This is a genomic window from Streptomyces sp. NPDC001843 (assembly GCF_042891955.1).
Lineage (GTDB): Bacteria > Actinomycetota > Actinomycetes > Streptomycetales > Streptomycetaceae > Streptomyces.
The window spans coordinates 69599-92772 of record NZ_JBIATQ010000022.1; the positions used below are offsets into that span (position 1 = coordinate 69599).

At 70.5% G+C, this 23174-nt stretch carries 22 protein-coding genes; 14 read left to right on the plus strand and 8 right to left on the minus strand.

Features of this window, described 5'->3' with window-relative positions; all coding sequences use genetic code 11:
* Complete coding sequence (locus ACFYZQ_RS36820; protein WP_389157760.1) at positions 1–1404, plus strand: dipeptidase; 1404 nt, start codon at positions 1–3, stop codon at positions 1402–1404.
* A 90-nt stretch (positions 1405–1494) separates the two neighbouring features.
* Entirely contained in the window at positions 1495–2439 is a 945-nt protein-coding gene (gene nudC / locus ACFYZQ_RS36825) for an NAD(+) diphosphatase (RefSeq protein WP_389157763.1), read from the plus strand.
* A 65-nt stretch (positions 2440–2504) separates the two neighbouring features.
* On the opposite strand, the gene ACFYZQ_RS36830 is transcribed toward nudC, so the two are convergent.
* Positions 2505–2747 carry a mycoredoxin gene (locus ACFYZQ_RS36830; RefSeq protein WP_389157766.1) on the minus strand — a complete coding sequence of 81 codons (243 nt, stop codon included), beginning with the start codon at positions 2745–2747 and terminating at the stop codon, positions 2505–2507.
* Positions 2748–2929: 182 nt separating this feature from the next.
* Between ACFYZQ_RS36830 and ACFYZQ_RS36835 the strand changes: the two genes are divergently transcribed.
* The 4 genes from ACFYZQ_RS36835 to ACFYZQ_RS36850 all read left to right on the plus strand — a co-directional run bounded on the left by ACFYZQ_RS36835 (position 2930) and on the right by ACFYZQ_RS36850 (position 6474).
* Complete coding sequence (locus ACFYZQ_RS36835; protein ID WP_389157769.1) at positions 2930–5128, plus strand: ATP-dependent DNA helicase UvrD2; 2199 nt, start codon at positions 2930–2932, stop codon at positions 5126–5128.
* A 164-nt stretch (positions 5129–5292) separates the two neighbouring features.
* Positions 5293–5613 carry a hypothetical protein gene (locus ACFYZQ_RS36840; protein WP_389157771.1) on the plus strand — a complete coding sequence of 107 codons (321 nt, stop codon included), beginning with the start codon at positions 5293–5295 and terminating at the stop codon, positions 5611–5613.
* Between the two features lie 172 nt (positions 5614–5785).
* A complete protein-coding gene (locus ACFYZQ_RS36845; RefSeq protein ID WP_388792380.1) occupies positions 5786–6154 on the plus strand; it encodes a WhiB family transcriptional regulator in 369 nt (122 codons plus the stop codon).
* Positions 6151–6474 carry a hypothetical protein gene (locus tag ACFYZQ_RS36850; protein WP_388792382.1) on the plus strand — a complete coding sequence of 108 codons (324 nt, stop codon included), beginning with the start codon at positions 6151–6153 and terminating at the stop codon, positions 6472–6474. The genes ACFYZQ_RS36845 and ACFYZQ_RS36850 overlap by 4 nt, the downstream gene beginning before the upstream one ends.
* Before the next feature lie 145 nt (positions 6475–6619).
* Here the strand turns inward: ACFYZQ_RS36850 and ACFYZQ_RS36855 are convergent, their stop codons facing one another.
* The 4 genes from ACFYZQ_RS36855 to ACFYZQ_RS36870 form a co-directional block, all read right to left on the minus strand.
* On the minus strand, positions 6620–6964 hold the full coding sequence (locus ACFYZQ_RS36855; protein ID WP_389157774.1) for an ArsR/SmtB family transcription factor: 345 nt from the start codon (positions 6962–6964) through the stop codon (positions 6620–6622).
* Entirely contained in the window at positions 6961–7419 is a 459-nt protein-coding gene (locus ACFYZQ_RS36860) for an SRPBCC domain-containing protein (protein WP_389157777.1), read from the minus strand. Before ACFYZQ_RS36860 ends, ACFYZQ_RS36855 begins: the two co-directional genes overlap by 4 nt.
* Positions 7420–7507: 88 nt before the next feature.
* Positions 7508–8863, minus strand: coding sequence for an ABC1 kinase family protein (locus tag ACFYZQ_RS36865; protein ID WP_389157779.1), 1356 nt, complete (start codon positions 8861–8863; stop codon positions 7508–7510).
* Complete coding sequence (locus tag ACFYZQ_RS36870; RefSeq protein WP_389157782.1) at positions 8856–10070, minus strand: TOMM precursor leader peptide-binding protein; 1215 nt, start codon at positions 10068–10070, stop codon at positions 8856–8858. The genes ACFYZQ_RS36865 and ACFYZQ_RS36870 overlap by 8 nt, the downstream gene beginning before the upstream one ends.
* A 260-nt stretch (positions 10071–10330) precedes the next feature.
* Here ACFYZQ_RS36870 and ACFYZQ_RS36875 point away from each other — a divergent pair, with 260 nt between their 5' ends.
* The 4 genes from ACFYZQ_RS36875 (at position 10331) to ACFYZQ_RS36890 (ending at position 14172) form a co-directional block, all read left to right on the plus strand.
* Positions 10331–10924 (plus strand): M48 family metallopeptidase, encoded by a 594-nt coding sequence (locus ACFYZQ_RS36875; protein WP_389157785.1) that lies wholly within the window; start codon positions 10331–10333, stop codon positions 10922–10924.
* 135 nt (positions 10925–11059) lie between these two features.
* Positions 11060–12709, plus strand: coding sequence for a TerD family protein (locus ACFYZQ_RS36880; RefSeq protein WP_389157788.1), 1650 nt, complete (start codon positions 11060–11062; stop codon positions 12707–12709).
* 11 nt (positions 12710–12720) lie between these two features.
* Positions 12721–13401 (plus strand): AIM24 family protein, encoded by a 681-nt coding sequence (locus ACFYZQ_RS36885; RefSeq protein WP_389157791.1) that lies wholly within the window; start codon positions 12721–12723, stop codon positions 13399–13401.
* A gap of 15 nt (positions 13402–13416) precedes the next feature.
* On the plus strand, positions 13417–14172 hold the full coding sequence (locus ACFYZQ_RS36890; RefSeq protein WP_389157794.1) for an AIM24 family protein: 756 nt from the start codon (positions 13417–13419) through the stop codon (positions 14170–14172).
* 61 nt (positions 14173–14233) lie between these two features.
* Here the strand turns inward: ACFYZQ_RS36890 and ACFYZQ_RS36895 are convergent, their stop codons facing one another.
* Both ACFYZQ_RS36895 and ACFYZQ_RS36900 read right to left on the minus strand, forming a co-directional pair.
* Entirely contained in the window at positions 14234–14761 is a 528-nt protein-coding gene (locus tag ACFYZQ_RS36895; protein ID WP_389157797.1) for an NUDIX hydrolase, read from the minus strand.
* Entirely contained in the window at positions 14758–16188 is a 1431-nt protein-coding gene (locus ACFYZQ_RS36900) for a zinc-dependent metalloprotease (RefSeq protein ID WP_389157800.1), read from the minus strand. Before ACFYZQ_RS36900 ends, ACFYZQ_RS36895 begins: the two co-directional genes overlap by 4 nt.
* A 191-nt stretch (positions 16189–16379) precedes the next feature.
* Between ACFYZQ_RS36900 and ACFYZQ_RS36905 the strand changes: the two genes are divergently transcribed.
* The 3 genes from ACFYZQ_RS36905 to ACFYZQ_RS36915 all read left to right on the plus strand — a co-directional run bounded on the left by ACFYZQ_RS36905 (position 16380) and on the right by ACFYZQ_RS36915 (position 19477).
* The gene (locus tag ACFYZQ_RS36905) at positions 16380–17492 is read left to right on the plus strand and encodes an SDR family oxidoreductase (RefSeq protein ID WP_389157802.1); all 1113 of its coding nucleotides are present in this window, start codon (positions 16380–16382) and stop codon (positions 17490–17492) included.
* 81 nt (positions 17493–17573) lie between these two features.
* A complete protein-coding gene (locus ACFYZQ_RS36910; protein ID WP_389157805.1) occupies positions 17574–18035 on the plus strand; it encodes a molybdenum cofactor biosynthesis protein MoaE in 462 nt (153 codons plus the stop codon).
* 344 nt (positions 18036–18379) lie between these two features.
* The gene (locus ACFYZQ_RS36915) at positions 18380–19477 is read left to right on the plus strand and encodes a PDZ domain-containing protein (RefSeq protein ID WP_389157808.1); all 1098 of its coding nucleotides are present in this window, start codon (positions 18380–18382) and stop codon (positions 19475–19477) included.
* Positions 19478–19558: 81 nt separating this feature from the next.
* Here the strand turns inward: ACFYZQ_RS36915 and ACFYZQ_RS36920 are convergent, their stop codons facing one another.
* A complete protein-coding gene (locus tag ACFYZQ_RS36920; RefSeq protein WP_389157810.1) occupies positions 19559–20101 on the minus strand; it encodes a PPA1309 family protein in 543 nt (180 codons plus the stop codon).
* A 164-nt stretch (positions 20102–20265) separates the two neighbouring features.
* Here ACFYZQ_RS36920 and ACFYZQ_RS36925 point away from each other — a divergent pair, with 164 nt between their 5' ends.
* Positions 20266–23142, plus strand: coding sequence for a UPF0182 family protein (locus ACFYZQ_RS36925; protein ID WP_389157842.1), 2877 nt, complete (start codon positions 20266–20268; stop codon positions 23140–23142).
* Positions 23143–23174: the final 32 nt, after the last annotated feature.

The window sequence follows — 23174 nt, forward strand, 5'->3', positions numbered from 1 at the left end:
ATGAGCCAGACCCCGGACAGCGCCGTCCGCGCGTACATCGAGCAGCACCGCGCCGCCTTCCTCGGCGACCTCGCCGAGTGGCTGCGCATTCCTTCCGTGTCGGCCCAGCCCGACCACGCGCACGATGTGCGGCGCAGCGCCGACTGGCTCGCCGCCAAGCTGAAGGACACCGGTTTTCCCACCGCCGAGGTCTGGGAGACCGCGGGCGCCCCGGCGGTCTTCGCGCACTGGCCAGCCGACGACCCCCACGCGCCGACCGTCCTCGTCTACGGCCACCACGACGTCCAGCCGGCCGCCCGCGAGGACGGCTGGGACAGCGAGCCCTTCGAGCCCGTCGTCCGGGACAACCGCCTCTACGCGCGCGGTGCGGCCGACGACAAAGGCCAGGTGTTCTTCCACACACTGGGCGTGCGCGCCCACCTCGCCACCACCGGCCGCACCGCCCCCGCCGTCCACCTGAAGCTGCTGATCGAGGGCGAGGAGGAGTCCGGCTCCCCGCACTTCCGCACCCTCGTCGAGGGGTGTGCCGAGCGTCTGGCAGCCGACGCCGTGATCGTCTCCGACACCGGCATGTGGGCCGAGGACACCCCCACCGTCTGCACCGGCATGCGTGGTCTCGCCGAGTGCGAGATCCACCTGTACGGCCCCGACCAGGACATCCACTCCGGTTCATTCGGCGGAGCCGTGCCCAACCCGGCGACCGCCGCCGCCCGCCTGGTCGCCGCCCTGCACGACGAGCACGCACGCGTGGCGGTCCCCGGCTTCTACGACGGCATCGTCGAACTCACCGACCGCGAACGCGCCCTCTTCGCCGAGCTCCCCTTCGACGAACAGCAGTGGCTGCGCACCGCCAAGTCGCACGCCACCCATGGCGAGGCCGGACACACCACCCTGGAGCGGATCTGGGCCCGCCCCACGGCCGAGGTCAACGGCATCGGCGGCGGCTATCAAGGCCCCGGCAGCAAGACGATCATCCCGTCCTCCGCCATGGTGAAGCTCTCCTTCCGGCTGGTCGCCGGACAGGACCCCGACCACATCGAGAAGGCCGTTCGCGCCTGGGCAGCCGACCAGGTGCCCGCCGGGATCCGGTACGAGATCACCTTCCGCCCGGCCACCCGCCCGTGCCTGACCCCGCTCGACCACCCCGCTCTGCAGTCCGTGGTCCGCGCCATGGGCCGTGCCTTCCAGCAGCCCGTCCGCTTCACCCGCGAGGGCGGGTCCGGGCCCGCCGCCGACCTCCAGGAGGTCCTCGGCACACCCGTGCTCTTCCTGGGCATCTCCGTCCCCTCCGACGGCTGGCACGCCCCGAACGAGAAGGTCGAGCTCGACCTCCTGCTCAAGGGCGTCGAAACCAGTGCCTACCTGTGGGACGACCTCGCCGAGCACTGGCGCCATGCGCCCTGACCGTCCCACTGCCGCACGTCCCGCCGAACCGCCCGCCGCAACACATCCCGCCGAAACACATCCGTTCCACCGGGGGAGTTGGAAGCACCCGTGACCACCTGGACCGACCACACCGCCGACCGACCCATCTCGCTCACCGCCCCGAGCGGCATCGACCGGGCCGCCCACCACCGGCTCGACGAGGCCTGGCTCGCGGCGGCGTGGAGCCACCCCTCGACCCGCTGCTTCGTGGTCTCCGGCGGCCAGGTCCTCATCGACGAGACGCCGGACGGCCGGACCGAACTCGTCATGACCCCCTCCTTCGAGGCACCGCTGACCGAGGCCCACCGCTACTTCCTGGGCATCGACGAGGAGGGCGTCAGCTACTTCGCGCTCCAGAAGGACTCGCTGCCCGGCCGCATCGACCAGTCCGCCCGCCCGGCGGGCCTGCGCGAGGCGGGCCTGCTGCTCTCGCCCCGCGACGTCGGCCTCATGGTGCACGCGGTCGGCCTGGAGAACTGGCAGCGCACCCACCGCTTCTGCTCCCGCTGCGGCGAACGCACGGTCATCGCGGCCGCCGGCCACATCCGCCGCTGCCCGGCCTGCGGCGCCGAGCACTACCCGCGCACCGACCCCGCCGTGATCATGGCCGTCACCGACCAGGAGGACCGCATCCTGCTCGGCCGCCAGGTCCACTGGCCCGAGGGCCGCTTCTCCACGCTCGCCGGTTTCGTCGAACCCGGCGAGTCCATCGAGCAGTCGGTGCGCCGCGAGGTCCAGGAAGAGGTCGGCATCAGCATCGGCCAGGTCGAGTACGTCGCCAGCCAGCCCTGGCCCTTCCCGTCCAGCCTCATGCTGGGCTTCATGGCCCAGGCCACCTCTACCGAGATCGACGTCGACGGCGACGAGATCCACGAGGCCCGCTGGTTCTCCCGGGAGGAGTTGCGCGCCGCCTTCGAATCCGGCGAGGTGCTGCCCCCGTACGGCATCTCCATCGCCGCCCGGCTGATCGAGCTCTGGTACGGCAAGCCGTTGCCGACCCGCACTTTCGTGTGAGTCGCAGCACGGCAGAGGGCGGCACCCGGACCCGGGTGCCGCCCTCTGCCGCTGCCGCGAGGTGCTCAGACGCCGATCTTCTGCTTCACCTGGGCCAGTGACGGGTTCGTCAGCGTCGAACCGTCGGCGAAGAGCACCGTCGGGACCGTCTGGTTTCCGCCATTCGCCTTCTCCACGAACGCGGCGGACTCCGGGTCCTGCTCGATGTTGATCTCGGTGTACGCGATGCCCTCGCGGTCCATCTGGCTCTTCAGCCGGCGGCAGTAGCCGCACCACGTGGTGCTGTACATCGTCACGGTGCCCTGCATCTCGTTCGCGCTCCTCTGTGGCATCGGGGAAGGTCGTCCAGGAGAGGAACGCAGACGACCGGGCCGCCATTCCCGCCCGGGGTATGCGCCCCGGCGCGACGCCTGCCGCATTAGTACGACCGCGAGGCCATGCCTGTGGACAACCGTCACAGCCGTCTCCGGCGACCTGGCAGCATGGCTGTGTGACAGCAGCAACGCACTCCACCCTCTTCCCGCAGGTACCGGACTCTGCCGACGCGGTGCTCGAAGGGCTCGACCCCGAGCAGCGCGCGGTGGCCACCGCCCTGCACGGTCCGGTGTGCGTCCTGGCGGGCGCCGGCACGGGCAAGACCCGGGCGATCACCCACCGCATCGCCTACGGGGTGCGCGCCGGGATCCTCCAGCCCTCGAGCGTGCTCGCCGTCACCTTCACCAACCGTGCCGCGGGCGAGATGCGCGGCCGGCTCCGGCAGCTGGGCGCACACGGCGTCCAGGCCCGCACCTTCCACTCCGCCGCGCTGCGCCAGCTCCAGTACTTCTGGCCGAAAGCGATCGGCGGCTCCATGCCCCGGCTCGTCGACCGCAAGATCCAGCTCGTCGCGGACGCGGCCGCCGCCTGCCGCCTCCGCCTCGACCGGGGCGAGCTGCGGGACGTCACCGCCGAGATCGAGTGGTCCAAGGTCACCCAGACCGTGCCGGCCGACTACCCGCTCGCCGCCGCCAAGGCGGGCCGCGAGGTCCCCCGGGACCCGGCCGAGATCGCCCAGCTCTACTCCGTCTACGAAGACCTCAAGCGCGACCGGGCGGTCATCGACTTCGAGGACGTCCTGCTGCTGACCGTCGCCGTCCTCCAGGACCGGCACGACGTCGCCGATCAGGTCCGCTCGCAGTACCAGCACTTCGTGGTCGACGAGTACCAGGACGTCAGCCCCCTCCAGCAGCGCCTCCTTGAACTGTGGCTCGGTGACCGGGACAGCCTGTGCGTCGTCGGTGACGCCAGCCAGACGATCTACTCCTTCACCGGTGCCACCCCGGACCACCTCCTCGACTTCCGCATCCGGCACCCCGGCGCCACGGTCGTCAAACTGGTCCGCGACTACCGCTCCACCCCGCAGGTCGTCCATCTCGCCAACGGCCTGCTGGCCCAGGCGCACGGCCGCGCCGCCGACCACCGGCTGGAACTGGTCTCCCAGCGCGCCCCCGGCCCCGAGCCCGTCTACGCCGAGTACACCGACGAGCCGGCCGAGGCGGAGGGCGCCGCCCGCCGTATCCGCGAACTCATCGACGCAGGGGTCCCGGCCGCCGAGATCGCCGTCCTGTTCCGTACGAACTCCCAGTCCGAGACCTACGAACAGGCTCTCGCGGACGTCGGTGTCCCGTACCAGCTGCGCGGAGCCGAGCGCTTCTTCGACCGCCCCGAGGTCCGCAAGGCGGGCATCGCGCTGCGCGGCGCGGCCCGCTTCGGCGGCAACGACTCCCTCCTGGACGACGCCGTGACCCTGCCGTCGCAGGTGCGCGCGGTGCTGTCCGGTGAGGGCTGGACCGGCGAGCCCCCGGCCGGGTCCGGCGTGGTCAGGGAGCGCTGGGAGTCACTGGCCGCGCTGGTCAACCTCGCCCATGACTTCGCGGCCGCCAAACCCGACGCCACACTCGGCGACTTCGTCGCCGAACTCGACGAGCGGGCGAACGCCCAGCACGCCCCGACCGTCCAGGGCGTCACGCTCGCCTCGTTGCACTCCGCCAAGGGCCTGGAGTGGGACGTGGTCTTCCTGGTCGGCATCGCCGAGGGCATGATGCCGATCACCTACGCCAAGACCGAGGAGCAGATCGAGGAGGAGCGCCGCCTGCTCTACGTCGGCGTGACCCGCGCCAGAGAACGGCTCCACGTCTCCTGGGCGCTGGCTCGATCGCCCGGCGGCCGCGCCGTCCGGCGGCCCAGCCGTTTCCTCGACGGCCTGCGTCCTGGCTCGGCCGCCACCGTCGGCCGTCCGGCCGCCGGAGCCTCGGGGGGCGTCGAGCGCGGTTCGGTGAACGGCTCGGAGGCCCTCGCCCCACGGCGGGTCCGGCGCACCCCGGCCCGCTGCCGCGTCTGCGGCCGCACACTCACCGACGCGGGCGAGATGAAACTGATGCGCTGTGAGGACTGCCCCACGGACATGGACGAGGGGCTCTACGAGCGGTTGCGCGAGTGGCGTGCGGAGCAGGCCCGGCGCAGCGGACAGCCGGCGTTCTGCGTGTTCACCGACAAGACACTGATGGCCATCGCCGAGGCAGTCCCCGAGGACGACGGGGAGCTGGCCCGCATCCCGGGCGTCGGCGTGCGCAAGCTCAACCGCTACGGAGCCGATGTTCTGGCCATCTGCGCAGGCCAGGAAGGTTCGGCAGACGCCGGGGAAGACTGACGCGAACTCGTCGAAAAAATAGTTTGCGCATGCCGTGGGAATCCCCATAGGTTCTAGGCACGGAAGCGGCGGCCTTCTCCAAGACCCCGATTCCGTGATGTACTTGCATATCCGAACGGGCTGGTTCACCCCAGTCCCATAGACGCCGAGAGGAGGCGAGTCCAGTGATCAGCATCAACACCAGCACCATCAGCACGGCCAAACTGACCGATCGCTCGACCGTCTCCCTGTGCATTCTCGGCGCCTCCGACCTGGGCACCGGTCTGTCCGGCAGCTCTGCCGTGCGTCCGGCGTCCTCCGTTGCCCTCGCGGGCCTTCCCGTCCGTGAGCGCAATGAGCGACCGACCAAGGCACTGGAAGCAGTAGTGGCACAGGCGCAGGCCTATGCCTTTACGGCGGCCGGTGCCGGATACCGGAAGCAGACGACGCAGCACCACCTGATGTGGGCCTTCCGTGGGCCAAAACCCTGGAGTGATCCAGCCTGATCGACGATCAGGTCGGCGCCTTCAGGGCCGCGGAACCCCATCCGGGATCCGCGGCCCTTCTGTTTTCCCCGAACGGGGAGGGCGGAGAAGGGGCCTCGGGACAAGAAAAGAACCCGGTACCAAGCCGACACCCGGTCAACCGGCCGGACCGACCAGACGAGGAAGACGAATCGTGCAACTCGAAGCGCACGCCCCGTCCGTACCGCCTTCCGAAACGATCCCCCCGCCCGGCCTCACGAAGGACCCCACCTTGATCCCGCTCACTGCGCTCACCGCGCTCGACGACGCCATCGAGAACCTCGGCGTACCCGTCCCCTGCCGTTCCTACGACCCGGAGGTCTTCTTCGCCGAGTCGCCGGCGGACGTCGAGTACGCCAAGTCCCTCTGCCGCACCTGCCCGCTGATCGAGGCCTGCCTCGCCGGGGCCAAGGAGCGGCGTGAGCCCTGGGGCGTCTGGGGTGGCGAGCTGTTCGTCCAGGGTGTCGTCGTCGCCCGGAAGCGGCCGCGTGGTCGCCCGCGCAAGAACCCGGTCACGGCATGAACATCGCAGGAACAATCGACCGCCCTCTCACGCACGATCCCCAGAAGCAGGCCCCGATGAAGCCGTCCACCAGCGAGCCCACAGGCTCCGCGACTCCAGACTTCACCACCACCGGCGCGACCGACTCGCGTCAGAACAGGACCCGAGAGATGCAACTCATCCCAGAAGCCCTGGCTCGTGCCCATATGCACGAGCGCCTGCATGAGGCCGAGCGGGAACGCCGGGCCGTGCGCCTGGCGACCGCCCGCCGGATGCAGCGACGGGCCGAGCGCGCCTCGCTGCGCGCCCGCCGGGCGCTCGCCATGGCGGTCATGCAGTAACCGACCACACCTGAAGCGGTGGCCTCCCGATCGGGGGAGGCGGTGGCTTCCCGCGGGGGCCGGTCCGTCCGCACGGACCGGCCCCCGCGGTGCGTCGTGCCGGGCGGAGGTGTCCGACGGAACGCCGTGTTACGGAACGCCGTGTTCAGGTCCCGGGGGGTTTCTCCGCCAGGTCCTTGATCGCCCGCAGTCGGTGTTCCCACTGGGTGGCCAGCGCCTCCATCCAGCGCGTCGCTTGTTTCAGCGGGTGCAGTTCGACTTCGTAGCGCACCTCGCGTCCGGTGCGGTGGGCACGGACGAGCCCGGCACGGTCGAGGACGGCCAGGTGTTTGGCCACCGCTTGCCGAGTGACGGGAAGTCCCGCCGCCAGCGATGTCGAGGTGGCACCGCCCTGCCCGGTGAGGGTGGCGAGGATCTGACGGCGGATCGGATCGGCCAGGGCCACCAGGACGTCTTCCGGGGCCGGTTCGGTATCGGTGCTGGCGGTCATGGAGCGGGGTGTTCGCAGTCCGTGCGCAGGTGATCGAGTTTGCCGGGCCAGTTCTGGCTGTTGGCGCGGTGGCGGACGGCGGCCTCGTCGCCCGGCAGCCCGAGTCGTGCGAAGCCGCTCTCGACCATGGTGAGCCGGGTGTCTCCGGCGGGGCCGTCCGTGGTCAGGGTGAATTCGACCAGGGTGGCATTGCTGTCGTCCGGTTCCTCTCCGGCGGCACCCTGGGACCACCGCCAGGACAGGACACGAGGCGGCTCGACCCGCTCGATGCGGGCGGGGATGGCGCCATGGACGCCGTGATCGAAGAGCAGCAGACCACCGGGGCGCAGGTCGATCTTGACCGGCTCCCCGCTGCCGAACCAGCGTCCGAGGAACGCGGGCTCGGTGAGCACCGTCCAGACCCGTTCCGGCGAGGCGTTGATCACTATGCCGCGTTCGATCGTGTCGGGGGTCATGGCAACCTCTTCTCGTCAGGAAGTGCTACCCAAAGGTTGCACCCACACGACCCTTTGTGCAACTTTTCGGTTGCATGTTGCTGGGTGCTCACGCCTCTGCCGCCGGCTCCTCCGTCGTCTCCTCGGACATGAACCCCGGCAGCCACTCCTGGAGTTCCTCGCGCAGCCTTACCGTCGCCCCGAGCTGGCACAGGACCCCGATGGTGCTCAGGGTGACCCGGTGTATGAGGAGGTAGGACGGCGGCAGATTGAGCTGTTTGCCCAGCTGGTAGGCGGGGGAGCGGGGGTCGGCGATGCGGGCCGCCTGGCTGCGCATCCAGGAGCGGGTGAAGGTGAACTCCTCCGCCTGGGCCGGCTCGATGATCGGCAGGAGGTAGTCCAGGACCGCGTCCGGATCCAGCTCTATGGACTCCTTGACGAAGCCCTCGGTGCACAGCAGTTCGTAGACCTCGTCGGCCCTGCCTTCGAGGGTCATGCGCAGGGATTCGCCGATCGGCGTCGGCAGGCCCCCTGGGAGGCGGTCGACGGTACCGAAGTCCAGGACGCCCAGACGCCAGCTGTCCTCGCCGTCGGGCAGCAGCCGGAAGTTGCCCGGATGCGGGTCGGCATGCAGCAGGCCGGTGCGGGCCGGGCCGGAGAACAGGAAGCGGGCCAGGAGCTGGCCGGCGCGGTCGCGCTGTTCCGTGCTGCCGTCCGCGATCACCTCGGAGAGCGGGATGCCGTCGATCCACTCCGTGACCAGCACCTGATCGCACTGGTGCACCACCGCGGGGACCACCACGTCGGGGTCGTCCGCGAACTCCTCGGCGTGCGCCTGCTGTGCCTGGGCCTCGAGACCGTAGTCCAGCTCCTCGGAGACACGGTCCCGCAGTTCCGTGATGAGCGGCTTGATGTCCATGCCCGGGATGAGCGGACCCAGCAGACGGGCGAAGCGGCTCAACTGGCTCAGATCGGACAGGAGGGCTTCGCCCGCCCCCGGGTACTGCACCTTGACCGCCACTTCGCGGCCGTCCTGCCACAGCGCGCGGTGCACCTGTCCGATCGAGGCCGCCGCCGCGGGCTTGTCCTCGAACTCCAGGAACAGCTCACGCCACCGCGGCCCCAGCTGCTCCTCCAGCACGGCATGCACCGTCCGGGTCGGCATCGGAGGAGCCGCGTCCTGCAGCTTCGTCAGTGCCGCGCGATAGGGCCCGGCGACCTCCTCGGGCAGCGCCGATTCGAAGACGGACAGTGCCTGCCCGAACTTCATGGCCCCGCCCTTCAGCTCGCCGAGCACCTTGAACAACTGCTCGGCAGTCCGCTGTTGCAGCTCGCGGCCGACGATCTCCGCGGACTCGCCCACGATCCGCTTGCCCAGGCCCCAGGTCGCCCGCCCGGCGAAGCCGAGCGGGAGCGCGGCGAGCTTGGCGGTCCGGGTGACCGCCTTCCGGGGAAGATCAGACATGAGCCCTCCAAGTCCCAGTCGGCCGCGCCGCGTCTTCCGTGCTTCGTCGATTCGTCGACGGCCGTTGCACCGCCATTGTCTCGTGCGGCTCTCCGTTAGTGGAGGAGTGTGCCCCCTTTCCTCTGTCCGCGGCCCCGCACGGGCATGCGGGATGCGGCCAGATCGGCCGGGCGTGCCAGTTCAGACCGGGCACGGAGACCTCCCAGCGCGCCCCCGTGCTCGACGGCGCCCCGCCGTCGAGGAAGGCCAGGGCATGCGCGGCCGCCAGCCCGGCGACCGTCGTCGCCAGCGCCAGATCGCACGGCGGCACGGGGTGGGCCTTCCCCGAGCGCCACTGCGCGACCAGGCGGGGCCAGGCCGGATCCCGGTCCGTACGGCCCTGGTTCAGGCAGCCGGCGCAGCCTGTCTCGCCGGGCAGTACGAGCGGGCCCACGATGCCGGTTCCCTCCACCACGCCGGCATGGAGATGAGGCGTTCCGGAGACCATCAGCGGCTCGGTCGCGGCCGGGTCGGGGGCGTGCACGGTCACGTCGTCGCGAGGGCTGAGGATCACCAGCGAGAAGCCGGGGTCGCCGCTGTCCGGCGACGGCCGCCGACCACGGCGCGACGGTCGTCCCGGGGCCGCTGCGCGCACCGCCTGCCGCGCGGCCTCCGCCCGGCGCTCGCCGACGGACTCGACCGGCAGCCCGCCCGGCCCGACGTCCCACGGCTCGACGCACCCGACGTCACGCACGTCCACCTCGCCGACACCCGCGCCCGACAGCAACGAGGCCAGCAGGGCACCGACTCGGCCGGCACCCCTGATCTGGACGCGTTGCGATCGGCGGGCCGCCAGCCGGGCCATCGCCTCGCCCGGCTCGCAAGCGGTCAGCGACAGCGACGCCAGGTCCGGCCGCAGCCGGTCGAGCACATCCGGCTCGGCACGCAGGGCGTCGGCGCCCTGGCCGCCGCCCTGTGCGTCGTCGACGAGTCCCGCCCGTGCCAGCTGTTGTACGAGCCCGTCGACATGGCCGTCGGGCAGGTCCATGCGGCGCCCCTCCTCCCGCAGGAGCGGAAGCCCGCGAGTGCCGTTGAGCAGATCCAGGAAACTGCCCGTCGCCGTGTCCATCGGACCGAGCGTCATCGCATGCGCCGGAGTCATCCCGAACTGCACGGTATTGAGGTCACGCCAGCCGCGCCGCAGCGCGGGTTTCACCATCGGATGCATCGCAGGCCCCCGTAACCCTGAAAAATCCCCGAACGTCTTCCGTGCGGTGGAGCCGGTCACGCTCCGCCGACGACTGACAGCATGCCCGGTCCGCCGGACCGGTGCCCGAAGTTGTCCACAAGCGGCAGGGTTCGTCATATAAATCAAGTCCGCGGATCAGTGCGTGGATCAGTGCTACGAATCAAACGCATGGCGGGGGATCCACCGCCAACCCTTCCGGACCCGGGACTTCCCGCATGCGCAGCGGGTAACGTCGGGGCGTGCCCGCCGATCCACTGCACCGCGCCGGAAAGCCACAGCGCAGCACGACGAGCCAGCCGCCGAGCGGCTCGGGGGCGAGCGCGATCGAGGTCCGCAGGAGCACCCGGCGCCGCCGGACGGTATCCGCGTACCGCGAGGGCGATCGCACCGTCGTACTGATCCCTGCCCGGATGTCGGAGGCGGAGGAGCAGCGCTGGGTGAGCGTCATGCTCGACAAGCTGGCCGCCCAGGAGAGCAAGCGGGTGCTGCCCGACACCGAACTGGCCGAGCGGGCACAGCGGCTGTCGGCCCAGTACTTCGGCGGCCGGGCCCGGCCCACCACCGTGCGCTGGGTCACCAACCAGAACACACGCTGGGGTTCGTGCACCCCTGCCGAGGGCAGCATCCGGCTCTCGCACCGGCTGCAGGGCATGCCCGAGTACGTCGTCGACTACGTCCTCCTCCATGAGCTCGCGCACCTGCTCGTCCCCGGCCACGGCCCGCGGTTCTGGCAGCTGCTGGAGGCCTATCCGCGCACCGAACGGGCCCGTGGCTACCTCGAAGGAGTGGTCGCCGCCGACCGGTTGCCCCACGCGCCGGGCGTGGCTGAGTGACGGCGGCGCGACACGCCCCCTGACGCCGCGGACCACGGTTGTGTACCGGCTCTGTACCGGCTTCGTCCGGTGTCAGGGTTTGCCGTTAGCCTGGCGCGACGCACTCGCACTCGGGATGGGGGACGGTCGTAACGCATGGCCAGGGAATTCCAACGCGGCCACAAGGCCAGGATCAGTGACCTCACGGCGGGCACCGATCTGTACGTAGGCGTGCAGATCACCGCCCCCGGACTGACCTTCGACATCAGCTGCTTCGGTCTCGACGCCGACGAACGTCTCTCCGATGACCGGTACTTCGTCTTCTTCAACCAGCCGAAGTCCCCCGAGGAGTCCATCCAGCTGCTGGGCGCGCAGGCGGGCGACACCGAGTCCTTCCGCGTCACTCTGGACCGGATCCCGCCGCAGATCCAGAAGCTGTCGTTCACGGCGACCATCGACGGCGCCGGGCAGATGTCGCAGATCAACCCCGGGTACCTGCGCATCGTGGCCGGCGGCGAGGAGGTGGCCCGGTACTCGTTCGACGGCTCGGAGTTCTCCACGGAACGGGCCGTGATGCTGGGCGACTTCTACCTGAAGGACGTGTGGCGGTTCGCGGCCGTCGGGCAGGGCTTCGACGGCGGCCTGGAGGCGCTGCTGAAGAACTTCGGCGGCGAGGTGGCCGAGGAGGAGGCGCCCGCCCCCCAACAGCCGCAGACCGGGGCCGCCCCCGGCTTCGCCCCGCCCGCACAGGCCGGCCCGCCCCCCGCGTTCGGTGTCCCGTCCGCCCCGGCGCCGGCCCCCGCCCCGCAGGGCTTCACGCCGCCGCCCGCGCCCACGCCGCCCCAGGCCCCGTCCGCCCCGGCCCCCGCGCACGACATGCACGCCGCGCCGACCGTGATCGCCCCCCTGACCCCGCCCGGCACGGTCCCGCCCCCGGCCCCGGCACCCCAGTACGGGGGGTCGGCCGCCCCGAGCGCGCCCATGCCCCCGGGCTACGGCCAGCCCCAGGCGCCGCACGCCCCGGCCCCGCCGCCCGGCTACGGCCAGCCGACCGCGCCGCCCGGCTACGGTCAGCAGCCGCCGTTCGGGCAGGTCCCGGGCCAGCAGACCGCGCCGTACGGCGTGCCCCAGGGCGCCCCGCAGGGCGCCGGTGTCAGCGCCGCGCTCCAGCAGTTCAAGGAGACGCCCACCGGGCAGCGCTGGACGCAGCAGAACAAGAAGCTCATGCGCGTCGACCTCGGCATCGGCGGCCAGCCCGTGCTCGCCCGCCAGGGCAGCATGGTGCTCTACCAGGGCAAGGTCGACTTCAGCTACAAGGGAGCGGGCTTCGCCGGCCGGATCGTGGGCAACGCGACCGGCCAGGAGATGCAGCTGATGCGCTGTACCGGCCAGGGCCAGGTGTTCCTCGCCGAGAACTCCACCCATCTGCACCCGGTGGAGCTCCAGGGGGACGCGATCTGCGTCTCCGCCGACAACGTCCTCGCCTTCGACGAGAGCCTGCAGTACGAGGTCCGCCGCATCGAGGGGCACGGCATCCCCGGCGGCGCCCTGTTCACCATGCAGTTCCAGGGCACCGGCACGATCGTCGTCAAGACACACGGCACCCCCGTCGTCCTGCCGGTCACGCCCACCACGTTCGCCGACTGCAACGCGGTGGTCGCCTGGTCGGCCGCCTCGCAGGTGATCGTCTCCAGCCAGGTGCGCATGCGCCGCAACGCCTACCCGGGCGACACCGGGGAGAGCGTCAACCTGCAGTTCCGGGGAGCGCCCGGGAACTTCATCGTCGTCCAGCCGTACGAGGTCTGAGGGAGCCCGTCATGAACCAGCCGCTCGCGGGCTACGCTCCCGCACCCGTCACCGCCCGCATGGAGAACCACGGCAACCACATGCTGAAGGTCGCCATGCAGACCGGGAACGACCTCTTCGCGCGCGTGGGCTCGATGGTCGCCTACGAGGGCTTCATCCAGTACGAGCCCAACCCGCCGGCCGTGCGCCAGATCGCCCGGGACTGGATCACCGGTGAGGGCGCCCCGTTGATGAAGTGCACCGGCGACGGCCTGCTCTATCTCGCCGACTACGGCGCCGACGTCGTAGTGATCAACCTGAACGGCGACGGCATCTCCGTCAACGCCACCAATCTGCTCGCCTTCGACGCGCACCTCACCTGGGGCGTCGAGCGGGTCAAGGGCCTGGCGAAGTTCGCAGGTCAGGGCCTGTGGAACACGAAGATCACCGGGCAGGGTTGGGTCGCCCTGACCTCGCGGGGCAAGCCGATCGTCGTCGACTGCGGCGGCGGCGAGGACGAGACGTACGTCGACCCGGACGCGCTCGTCGCCTGGTCCCCGAACCTCAAGGTCAAGGGCAAGCGCAGCTTCAAGGCGCAGTCGCTGATCGGCCGGGGCAGCGGCGAGGCCTACCAGATGGCCTTCTCCGGCCAGGGCATCGTCGTCGTCCAGCCCAGCGAGGACAGCACCGACCGCCTCCGGATCCGGGGCTGAGGGGGAGCACACACCATGCAGAGCCCGCTTTTCGCCCACAACGACCTGCAGACGCAGGAGCGCTGGAGCCTGCAGAACAAGCAGATGCTCCGCGTCGTCCTGGAGGGCCACGACGACATCCTCGCCCGCAAGGGCACCATGGTCGCCTACCAGGGCCTGGTCGAGTTCGACGCCGAGTACCGCAGCAACAACCAGGCACGCGCGCGTGCCTACACCGGGGAGGGCCTGGACCTGATGCGCTGCCACGGGCAGGGCACCGTCTACCTGGCCAACCTCGCCCAGCACGTCCACGTCATGGAGGTGGAGCAGGACGGGCTGACCGTCGACAGCAGCTACGTCCTCGCCATGGACTCCTCCCTGCACCACGAGGTCATCGCCGTCGACAGCCTGTACGGCATCTCCGGCTCCGGGAAGTACCAGCTCAACATCACCGGACGCGGCAAGGTGGCCCTGATGACCTCGGGCGCCCCGCTGCTGATGCAGGTCACGCCCGACAAGTACGTCAACTGCGACGCCGACGCGATCGTCGCCTGGTCGACCGGACTGCGGGTGCAGATGCAGGCCCAGACGCACTCGTCGGGGGTGTGGCGGCGCCGGGGCAACACCGGTGAGGGCTGGGAGCTCAGCTTCATGGGCAGCGGCTTCGCGCTGGTCCAGCCGAGTGAACTGCTGCCGCCGCAGAACGCCCAGATCGGTCAGGGCATGGCCGCGCAGTTCGGCATGGGGCAGCAGGGAGCGCGTGGGCAGAACCAGGGCAACGTCTGGAGCTGAGCATGCGTAAGGGGTGACCGCCCAGGCGGTCACCCCTTACGTCCACCTCTGCCCGGCCCGTTCAGAGCCTCGCGCGTGTGGCCTCGAGCAGTCGTACGACGGACTCGTCCGCCACGCCGGCCACCCGGTCGTAGGGGAACCAGCGCAGGTCGAGGGACTCGTCGCTGATCGCCTCCACGGCGTCGGCCGGAGCGAGCGCCGCGTACTGGACGTCGAGGTGCCAGGCGCACGGCGTCAGATGGCGGTCCAGGCGCACCGGCCCACCGGGCAGCAGCGCGAGCCCCGCGATGCCCGACTCCTCCGTCGCCTCGCGCAGGGCGGCGCCCGCCAGCGCGGTGTCGTCCGGCTCGCAGTGACCGCCCATCTGCAGCCACATCCGCAGCTTCTTGTGCAGGGTCAGCAGCACCCGCTCGCGCTCCGGGTCGATCACCAGGGCGCTCGCCGTGATGTGCCCGTCCTCGCAGGCCTTCCACATCCCGTCCGGATGCGCGTCCAGGTGCGCCAGATAGATCTGGCGCAGCTCCTCCTGGCCCTCGTAGTGGTTCTCGTACCCCTTCAGCACGAGGACCGCGTCGTCGTGGAGGCTCACTCGGCGTCGTCGCCCTTGGCCTCGCCGTCGTCCTTCTTGCGCAGGTCGGGCTTGTCCGCCGCCTCGCCGAGCATCTTGTCCAGCTCGGAGAAGTCCAGCTGCTCGCGGTGGACGAAGCCGTCCGGGTCGTCGAGGTCGGTCGCCGTCGGCAGCATGTCCGGGTGGGCCCACAGGGCGTCCCGGCCGTCCACGCCGCGCGCGTCGGTGAGCGAGGCCCACAGGCGGGAGGCGTCGCGCAGGCGGCGCGGGCGCAGCTCCAGGCCGATCAGCGTGGCGAACGTCTGCTCGGCCGGGCCGCCCGTGGCGCGGCGGCGGCGCAGGGTCTCGCGCAGCGCGTCGGCGGACGACAGACGGGGCTTGGCGGCCGCGTGGACCACCGCGTCGACCCAGCCCTCGACGAGCGCCAGAGCCGTCTCCAGACGGGCCAGGGCGGCCTTCTGCTCCGGAGTGTCCTCCGGCTGGAACATGCCCTGCTGGAGGGCGTCCTGCAGCTGCTCGGGGTTCTGCGGGTCGAACTGGCCGACCACGTCCTCCAGCTTGGCGGTGTCGACCTTGATCCCGCGCGCGTAGCCGTCGACCGCGCCGAACAGGTGCGAGCGCAGCCACGGCACGTGCGCGAACAGACGCTGGTGGGCGGCCTCGCGCAGGGCGAGGTAGAGCCGCACCTCTTCCTTCGGCACGCCCAGGTCCTGGCCGAACGCGTCCACGTTCACAGGGAGCAGCGCGGCCTTGCCGGCCGGGCCCAGCGGCAGACCGATGTCGGTGGAGCCGACCACCTCGCCCGCGAGCACGCCCACGGCCTGTCCGATCTGCGTGCCGAACATGGCGCCGCCCATCGAGCGCATCATGCCGATCAGCGGGCCCGCCATGGCCTGCATCTCCTCCGGCAGGACGTCGCCCATGGCCGCGCCGACCCGCTCGGCGACCGGGTCGACGAGCTCCTGCCAGGCCGGCAGGGTCGCCTCGACCCACTCCGCGCGGGACCAGGCCACCGCGGTACCGGCACCGGACGGCAGGGACGTCGCGTCGTCCAGCCACAGATCGGCCAGCCGGACGGCCTCCTGCACGGACTGGCGCTCGGCCGGGCCGACGCTCGAGTCCTTGACGCCGTCGGGGCTGCCCTGGGCGACCGTCTGGCGGGCGATCTGCTTGGCCATGTCCCAGTTCACCGGGCCGCCCTCGTAGGAGAGCATCTGGCCCAGCTGCTGGAAGGCGGCGCCCAGGTCGGTGGGGTTCAGCGAACCGAACATGGCAGCGAGCGGATTGTCGGCGCCGGGGCCGCCAAAGCCTCCGGCTCCGGGCAGCCCGAAACCGAACGGGTTGGCCGGTCCCTGCCCACCACCGCTCTCGTGGTCCTTCATCTTGCCCTCGTCGCCGTCGTCCGGCTCCTCCGGCGGAAGGCCGAATCCGAATGGGGTGTCACTCACTGGGTTCCTCGGCTGGTAAGGCCACCGGTTCTTCCGGCGGCGCGGCTGCCCGACAACACCACCCAGCGTAGACACCCCGACCCGATCGGGCCTCGGTGCTTCGCCGACTCTCGGCCTGCGGCAGGATGGATGCCACCTGGTACGTACGCGTCACCCGCGCCCGTACTGAAGACAACCGCTGGAGACGCCTGGTGAGTTCCCCAGATCCGCAGGTTCGCGCAGCGCGAAACCCTGCAACCGGTCCTGCCCCGCGCGGGCCCGTCGTCGCCGTCACCGGTGCCGCCACCGGGGTCGGGGCGCTGCTCACCCAGCGGCTCGCCGAGTCGGACGGGGTCAAGCAGGTGGTGGCCATCGACGAGCGGCGCGGGGAGTGCGCGGCGGCGCAGTGGCACATCCTCGACGTGCGCGACCCGGCGATCGCGGACAAGCTGCGGGGCGCCGACGTCGTCGTCCACCTCGCGCTCGACCTGGATCTGGAGACCGACCCGGCGGCGCGTACGGCTTACAACGTCCGGGGGACGCAGACCGTGCTGACCGCGGCGGCGGCGGCCGGGGTGCACCGGGTGGTGCTGTGCACCTCCGCGATGGTCTACGGGGCGCTGCCGGACAACGAGCTGCCCTTGTCGGAGGACGCGGAGCTGCGGGCGACGGCCGAGGCGACCGGAGTCGGGGACCTGCTGGAGATCGAGCGGTTGGCGCGGCGCGCTCCGCGGGCGCATCCGGGGCTGAACGTCACCATGGTCCGGCCCGCGGTGCTGGTCGGCGGCACCGACACCGCGCTGACGCGCTACTTCGAGTCGCCCCGGCTGCTGGTGGTGGCCGGGTCGCGGCCGGCCTGGCAGTTCTGTCATGTCGAGGACCTGTGCAGCGCGCTGGAGTACGCCGTGCTGGAGAAGGTCGACGGGGAACTGGCCGTCGGGTGCGACGGGTGGCTGGAGCAGGAGGAGGTCGAGGAGCTCAGCGGGATCCGGCGGATGGAGCTGCCGTCGGCGGTGGCGCTGGGGGCGGCGGCGCGGCTGCACCGGATCGGGCTCACTCCGTCGCCGGCCGGGGATCTCGCGTACACGATGTACCCGTGGGTGGTGAGCGGGAGCCGGTTGCACGACGCCGGGTGGCGGCCCAAGTGGACCAACGAGGAGGTCCTCGAGGAGCTGCTGGAGGAGGTCTCCGGACGGCACACGGTGGCCGGGCGGCGGCTGGGGCGGAAGGACGCGACCGCGGCGGGGGCCGCGGGGGCGACGGTGGCTCTGCTGGGCGCTGCCGCCGTGGTGCGGCGGGCCCGGAAGGCGCGGCGGCGGATCTGAGGGGGGTGCCCGCCGCCCCTGCCCTTCCCGGTCTCCAGGGGCTCCGCCCCTCCGCCACGTCGTGTGCGGCACGATGGGGGCATGGCATCCAGCAATGAGCACCCCGGAGAGCGCGCCGCCCAGGACCCCGTCAGGTTGATCGGAGTCCGGGAGACCGCCCTCTCCGTGGACGAGGTCTTCCAGGCCGTCGGGGACGACGCCGCCGGCGGGATCGCGCTGTTCGTGGGGACCGTGCGCAATCACGACGGGGGTGCCGACGTGGACGCGCTGGGGTATTCGTGTCATCCCAGTGCGGAGGCCGAGATGCGGCGGATCGCGGAGAAGGTCGTCGCGGAGTATCCGGTGCGGGCGCTGGCGGCCGTGCACCGTGTGGGTGACCTCCGGGTGGGGGACCTCGCCGTCGTCGTCGGGGTGGCGTGTCCGCACCGGGCGGAGGCCTTCGAGGCCTGCCGGAAGCTGATCGACGACCTCAAGCACGAGGTGCCGATCTGGAAGCACCAGAAGTTCTCCGACGGCACCGAGGAGTGGGTCGGCGCCTGCTGAGTCCACGCGCCGTCGCCCGGTTGCGTAACCGCACCCCTGCCGCGAGCGTTGTCAGGACGGAAGGTTAATCTGCTGATCAGTCAGTTGCGGACACTCGCATGGGGTTGGGAGGTCGGCATGGCGGCGCTCGCCTGGTTGTTGATTCCGCTGGTGGCTGCGATCGGCGCCGGTCTGTGGGGCACGTGGGCCAACCGGACGCGGAGAGTACGGAGCGACGGTCCCGAGCTGGACGGATACGCCCGGTTCCGAGAGGCCATGGAGAGGTCCCACTCCGGCACTTGACGGGCACGGTTCAAGGGCGGCCCTGACGGTGCGCTGACAGGGGCGTCCCGTACTGTCGATGCATGCCACGCCGCACCGCGACGATGCTCGCCTCCACCCTGATGCTGATCGCGCTCCTGTGCGCGGGGGTCTTCATTCCCGTGCCGTACTCGGAGATGTCTCCGGGACCGACCGTGAACACGCTCGGGGACCACGACGGCGAGCCGGTGCTGCAGATCTCCGGGCACAAGACGTACGCGGCTTCGGGGCACCTCAACATGACCACCGTCAGGGTCACCAGTGCCGACTACCGCATGAACCTGGTCGAGGCCGTCTACGGCTGGCTCGCGCACGACAGCAAGGTCGTGCCGCACGACACCCTCTACCCGGACGGCAAGACGGAGCAGCAGTCCACCCAGGAGAACGCCGAGGAGTTCACCCAGTCGCAGGAGAGCGCCAAGGTCGCCGCCCTGAAGGAGCTGGGCATCCCGGTCAAGTCCTGGGTGATCGTCTCCACGGTGGGCAAGGACACCCCGGCCGAGGGCAGACTGCACGCCGGTGACGTGATCAAGGCCGTGGACGGCACGGCGGTCAGGAAGCCGGACGACGTCGCCAAGCTGGTCACCAAGCACAAGCCCGGTCAGGACGTCGTCTTCAGGGTCGTCCCGGCCAAGGAGCAGGCCGCCGCCGAGAAGGAGAAGCGGACGGCGACCACCACCAAGGACGTCAAGATCACCACGAAGACGTCGAACGACACCGGCCCCGAGCGCGCCATCGTCGGGATCTCCGCCGGGACCGACCACACCTTCCCGTTCAGCATCGACATCAAGCTCGCCGACGTCGGCGGCCCCAGCGCCGGCCTGATGTTCTCCCTCGGGATCTACGACAAGCTCACCCCCGGGGACCTCACCGGCGGCAAGTTCGTCGCCGGCACCGGGACCATCGACGACGACGGCAAGGTCGGGCCGATCGGCGGCATCCAGATGAAGACCATCGGCGCGCGCGGCAAGGGCGCCCAGTACTTCCTGACCCCCGCCGACAACTGCGCGGAAGCCGCCAAGGACACCCCGAGCGGCCTCCGGCTCGTCAAGGTGAACACCATCGCGGACGCCCTGAAGGCTCTCAAGGACATCCGCGGCGGCGACACCGCCGACCTGCCGAAGTGCACCACCAAGGGCTGACCCCGGCCGCCCGGGAGCACAGCCGGCTCAGCTCGGCTCCGTCACCTCAGCCGGTTGGTCAGTCGGCCGGCTCAGCCCGGCTCAGTCGGCGAATGTCGCCGTCAGCGCGTCCGCCAGCCCCGGCACCAGGTCGGGGCCGGTGAGGACCTCCGTGGGGGAATCCTTCTCGCGCAGCCGCAGCGCCGACTCGCGGGTGCCGTCGCGCAGCACCGCGACCGTCATGCGGACCTCCTGGCGCTCGGGGTGGGTGGCCACCCACTTCGCCAGCCTCTTCTCGTCCAGGCCCTCGGGGACCTGGGCCTCAGCGGACGGGGGCAGCATCAGACGCTCCACGGTCAGCGCGCAGCCGGTCACCGCGTCGGGCCAGGCGATGGTGCCGAGGAACTCGTCGAGCGCCCGGTTCGTTGGAATCTCGTCCTGCTCGATCGGTGTGAGACCGGTGGTCTCCGGCTCGTCCTGCAGGCCGAGCTGCGCCGCGAGCGAGGGTTCCTGGGCGCGCAGCCGCGCGGTGTCTACAAGGGCGAAGAGGCGAGCGGGCTGGTCCCAGCCGAGGCCGGAGGCGTACTCGTCGATCTCGAGTACCGCCCGGGTGAGCGGGCTCGCTGCCATGGGAGTGTTGGACATGGTCACAATCCTGCCTCGTTCCTGGCCGGAAGCGGGAACCGAGTAAACCGTGAGTAAGTTGCATAGGTGTGGGACCGCGATCACGGGGGACCACGGACGGCCCGAGAACACGAGGGCCTGACGGATCGACAGCGAACTTCGAGGGGCGCACCTTGGCTTTCCAGATGCCGGACCGCGGCGGAGGCCCGACGGGGCCGCGTATCAGAGTGGGCCGCCCGTCCCGGCGGGCCAGGACCCTGCTCATGACCTTGGGGGTCCTCGCCGCGCTCGGCATGGCGTTCACCATGTTCGCCGGCTTCTGGACCGACTGGCTCTGGTACCGCTCGGTGCACTACTCGTCCGTGTTCACCACCACCTTGTCGACGAAGACCGGCCTCTTCTTCGTCTTCGGGCTGCTGATGGCCGTCGCGGTCGGCTTCAACATCTGGTTCGCGCACCGGCTGCGGCCCCCGCTGAGCGCCATGTCCGTGGAGCAGCAGAGCCTCGACCGCTACCGGATGGGCATCGCCCCGTACAAGAAGTGGCTGCTGTTCGCCATCACCGCGCTGGTGGGCCTGATCGCGGGCGCGTCCGCGGCCGGCCAGTGGCGGACCTGGCTGATGTGGGTCAACGGCGTGCCCTTCCACCAGAAGGACCCCCAGTTCCACCTGGACGTCTCGTTCTACGCCTTCGACCTCCCCTGGTACCGGTTCCTGCTCGCCTTCGGCTTCGCCGCCACGATCCTCTCCCTGATCGCCGCCGCACTCACCCACTACCTGTACGGCGGGCTGCGCGTCACCAGCCCGGGCGCGCGCGCCACGGCCGCGGCGACCGGCCACCTGTCGGTGCTCCTCGGCGTCTTCGTCGCACTGAAGGCGGTCGCCTACTGGCTCGACCGGTACGGGCTGGCGGTCAAGTCCAGCGACTTCAAGGCCAGCGACCACTGGACCGGCCTGAGGTACGTCGACGCCAACGCCTATCTGCCCGCCAAGACGATCCTGTTCTGCATCGCCGTCATCTGCGCGCTGCTGTTCTTCGCCACCCTGTGGCGGCGCACCTGGCAGCTGCCCATGATCGGCTTCGGGCTGATGGTCCTCTCCGCGATCCTCATCGGCGGGCTGTACCCGGCGATAGTCCAGAAGTTCCAGGTCCAGCCCAACGAGCAGGCCAAGGAAGCCCCGTACGTCGAGAAGAACATCAAGGCCACGCGCGAGGCCTACGGCATCGACGACGCGAGCGTCTCCGAGTACGCGGGCAAGAGCACCGCCAAGGACAGGACGACCCTGCGCGACGACGTCGGCAAGGCGGCGAGCATCCGGATCCTCGACCCGAACATCGTCTCGCCCACGTTCCAGCAGATGCAGCAGATGCGGAACTACTACGGCTTCCCGACCAACCTCGACGTCGACCGGTACGCCAAGGACGGCCAGGAGCAGGACACCGTCATCGGCCTGCGCGAGCTGAACCTCGCCGGCATCCCCAAGAAGAACTGGATCAACAACCACTTCCGCTACACCCACGGCTACGGGGTGGTCGCCGCCAAGGGCACCGAGGCGGACTCCCAGGGGCAGCCGGTCTTCACGGAGTCCAACCTGCCGTCCAGGGGCGACCTGCCGACGTACCAGCAGCGCGTCTACTACGGCGAGAAGACCACCACGTACTCCATCGTCGGCGGCCCGCAGAAAGAGGTCGACTACTCGGACAACGAGGGCGAGAAGACCACCAGCTACAAGGCCAAGAGCGGGGTCAGTCTCTCCAGTCCGATCAACCGCGCCGCCTACGCGGTGGCCTTCAACGAGCCGCAGATCCTCTACTCGGGTGCCATCGGCAAGGGCTCGCGGATCCTCTACAACCGCACCCCCAAGGAGCGTGTCGAGGCGGTCGCCCCCTGGCTGACCATCGACGGAGACGCCTATCCGGCGGTCGTGGACGGGCGCATCCAGTGGATAGTCGACGCCTACACGACGACGAACGGATATCCCTACGCCTCCCGCACCACTCTCGGCGACACGACCGCCGACTCGCTGACCGCCACCAACAACAACCGGGCGGTGGTGGCCCAGCAGAATCAGGTCAACTACATCCGCAACTCGGTGAAGGCGACCGTCGATGCGTACACCGGCGCGGTCAAGCTCTACCAGTGGGACACCAAGGACCCGGTCCTGAAGACCTGGATGAAGGCCTTCCCGGGCACGGTCGAGCCCCGGAGCGACATCTCCGAGTCCCTCAAGGCCCATCTGCGGTACCCGCAGGACCTGTTCAAGGTCCAGCGCGAGCTGCTCACCCGCTACCACGTGACGGACGCGCAGACCTTCCTCACGGGCAGCGAGGTCTGGCAGGTGCCGAACGACCCCACCAACAAGTCGGGCAACGCGGTACCGCCGTACTACCTGAGCATGAAGATGCCCGGCCAGGCGTCGCAGGCGTTCTCGCTGTCGACGACGTTCACGCCCAACGGCCGGGACAACCTCAGCGCCTTCATGTCGGTGGACGCCGATGCGGGCAGCAGTGACTACGGCAAGATCAGAATCCTGAAACTGCCGACGAGTACGGCGGTCGAAGGGCCGAAACAGGTCCAGAGCAAGTTCAACTCCGAACAGGAGATCGCCGCGGCCATCAGGCTGCTCAAGGGCGGCGACTCCGACATCGAGTACGGCAACCTGCTGACCGTGCCGCTCGACGGCGGCCTGCTGTACGCGGAGCCGGTCTACGTGCGCGGTGGCAGCCTCAAGCTGCCGTTGCTGAAGAAGGTGTTGGTGACCTACGGAGGCAAGACCGCTTTCAAGGACACCCTCGACGAAGCCCTCGACGCGGTCTTCGGCACGAAACCTGCGGCCACACCGCCGGACACCGGCACCACCGAGCCGCCCACGTCGAGCAACCCGACGGTCCGACAGGCCCTGGACGACGCCCAGAAGGCGTTCGACGCGGGTCAGGAGGCCCTGAAGAAGAACGACTGGACGGCGTACGGCCAGGCGCAGAAGGACCTCCAGGACGCGCTGAAGCGGGCCGAGAAGGCACAGTCCGAGGCCGGCAAGCCCGGCAAGCCCAGCGGCGGCTGACCGGGTTGATCAAGAGCCGCCCCGCGTCGTGA

Excerpts from the sequence above, each read along its gene's own strand:
- ACFYZQ_RS36920 (WP_389157810.1), bottom strand. The coding sequence starts at position 20,101 with ATGTCCAACACTCCCATGGCAGCGAGCCCGCTCACCCGGGCGGTACTC.
- ACFYZQ_RS36820 (WP_389157760.1), top strand. The coding sequence starts at position 1 with ATGAGCCAGACCCCGGACAGCGCCGTCCGCGCGTACATCGAGCAGCAC.
- ACFYZQ_RS36925 (WP_389157842.1), top strand. The coding sequence starts at position 20,266 with ATGCCGGACCGCGGCGGAGGCCCGACGGGGCCGCGTATCAGAGTGGGC.
- ACFYZQ_RS36855 (WP_389157774.1), bottom strand. The coding sequence starts at position 6,964 with ATGACCGCCAGCACCGATACCGAACCGGCCCCGGAAGACGTCCTGGTG.
- ACFYZQ_RS36850 (WP_388792382.1), top strand. The coding sequence starts at position 6,151 with ATGAACATCGCAGGAACAATCGACCGCCCTCTCACGCACGATCCCCAG.
- ACFYZQ_RS36830 (WP_389157766.1), bottom strand. The coding sequence starts at position 2,747 with ATGCAGGGCACCGTGACGATGTACAGCACCACGTGGTGCGGCTACTGC.
- ACFYZQ_RS36880 (WP_389157788.1), top strand. The coding sequence starts at position 11,060 with ATGGCCAGGGAATTCCAACGCGGCCACAAGGCCAGGATCAGTGACCTC.
- ACFYZQ_RS36870 (WP_389157782.1), bottom strand. The coding sequence starts at position 10,070 with ATGCATCCGATGGTGAAACCCGCGCTGCGGCGCGGCTGGCGTGACCTC.
- ACFYZQ_RS36890 (WP_389157794.1), top strand. The coding sequence starts at position 13,417 with ATGCAGAGCCCGCTTTTCGCCCACAACGACCTGCAGACGCAGGAGCGC.
- ACFYZQ_RS36860 (WP_389157777.1), bottom strand. The coding sequence starts at position 7,419 with ATGACCCCCGACACGATCGAACGCGGCATAGTGATCAACGCCTCGCCG.
- ACFYZQ_RS36865 (WP_389157779.1), bottom strand. The coding sequence starts at position 8,863 with ATGTCTGATCTTCCCCGGAAGGCGGTCACCCGGACCGCCAAGCTCGCC.
- ACFYZQ_RS36910 (WP_389157805.1), top strand. The coding sequence starts at position 17,574 with ATGGCATCCAGCAATGAGCACCCCGGAGAGCGCGCCGCCCAGGACCCC.
- ACFYZQ_RS36885 (WP_389157791.1), top strand. The coding sequence starts at position 12,721 with ATGAACCAGCCGCTCGCGGGCTACGCTCCCGCACCCGTCACCGCCCGC.
- ACFYZQ_RS36915 (WP_389157808.1), top strand. The coding sequence starts at position 18,380 with ATGCCACGCCGCACCGCGACGATGCTCGCCTCCACCCTGATGCTGATC.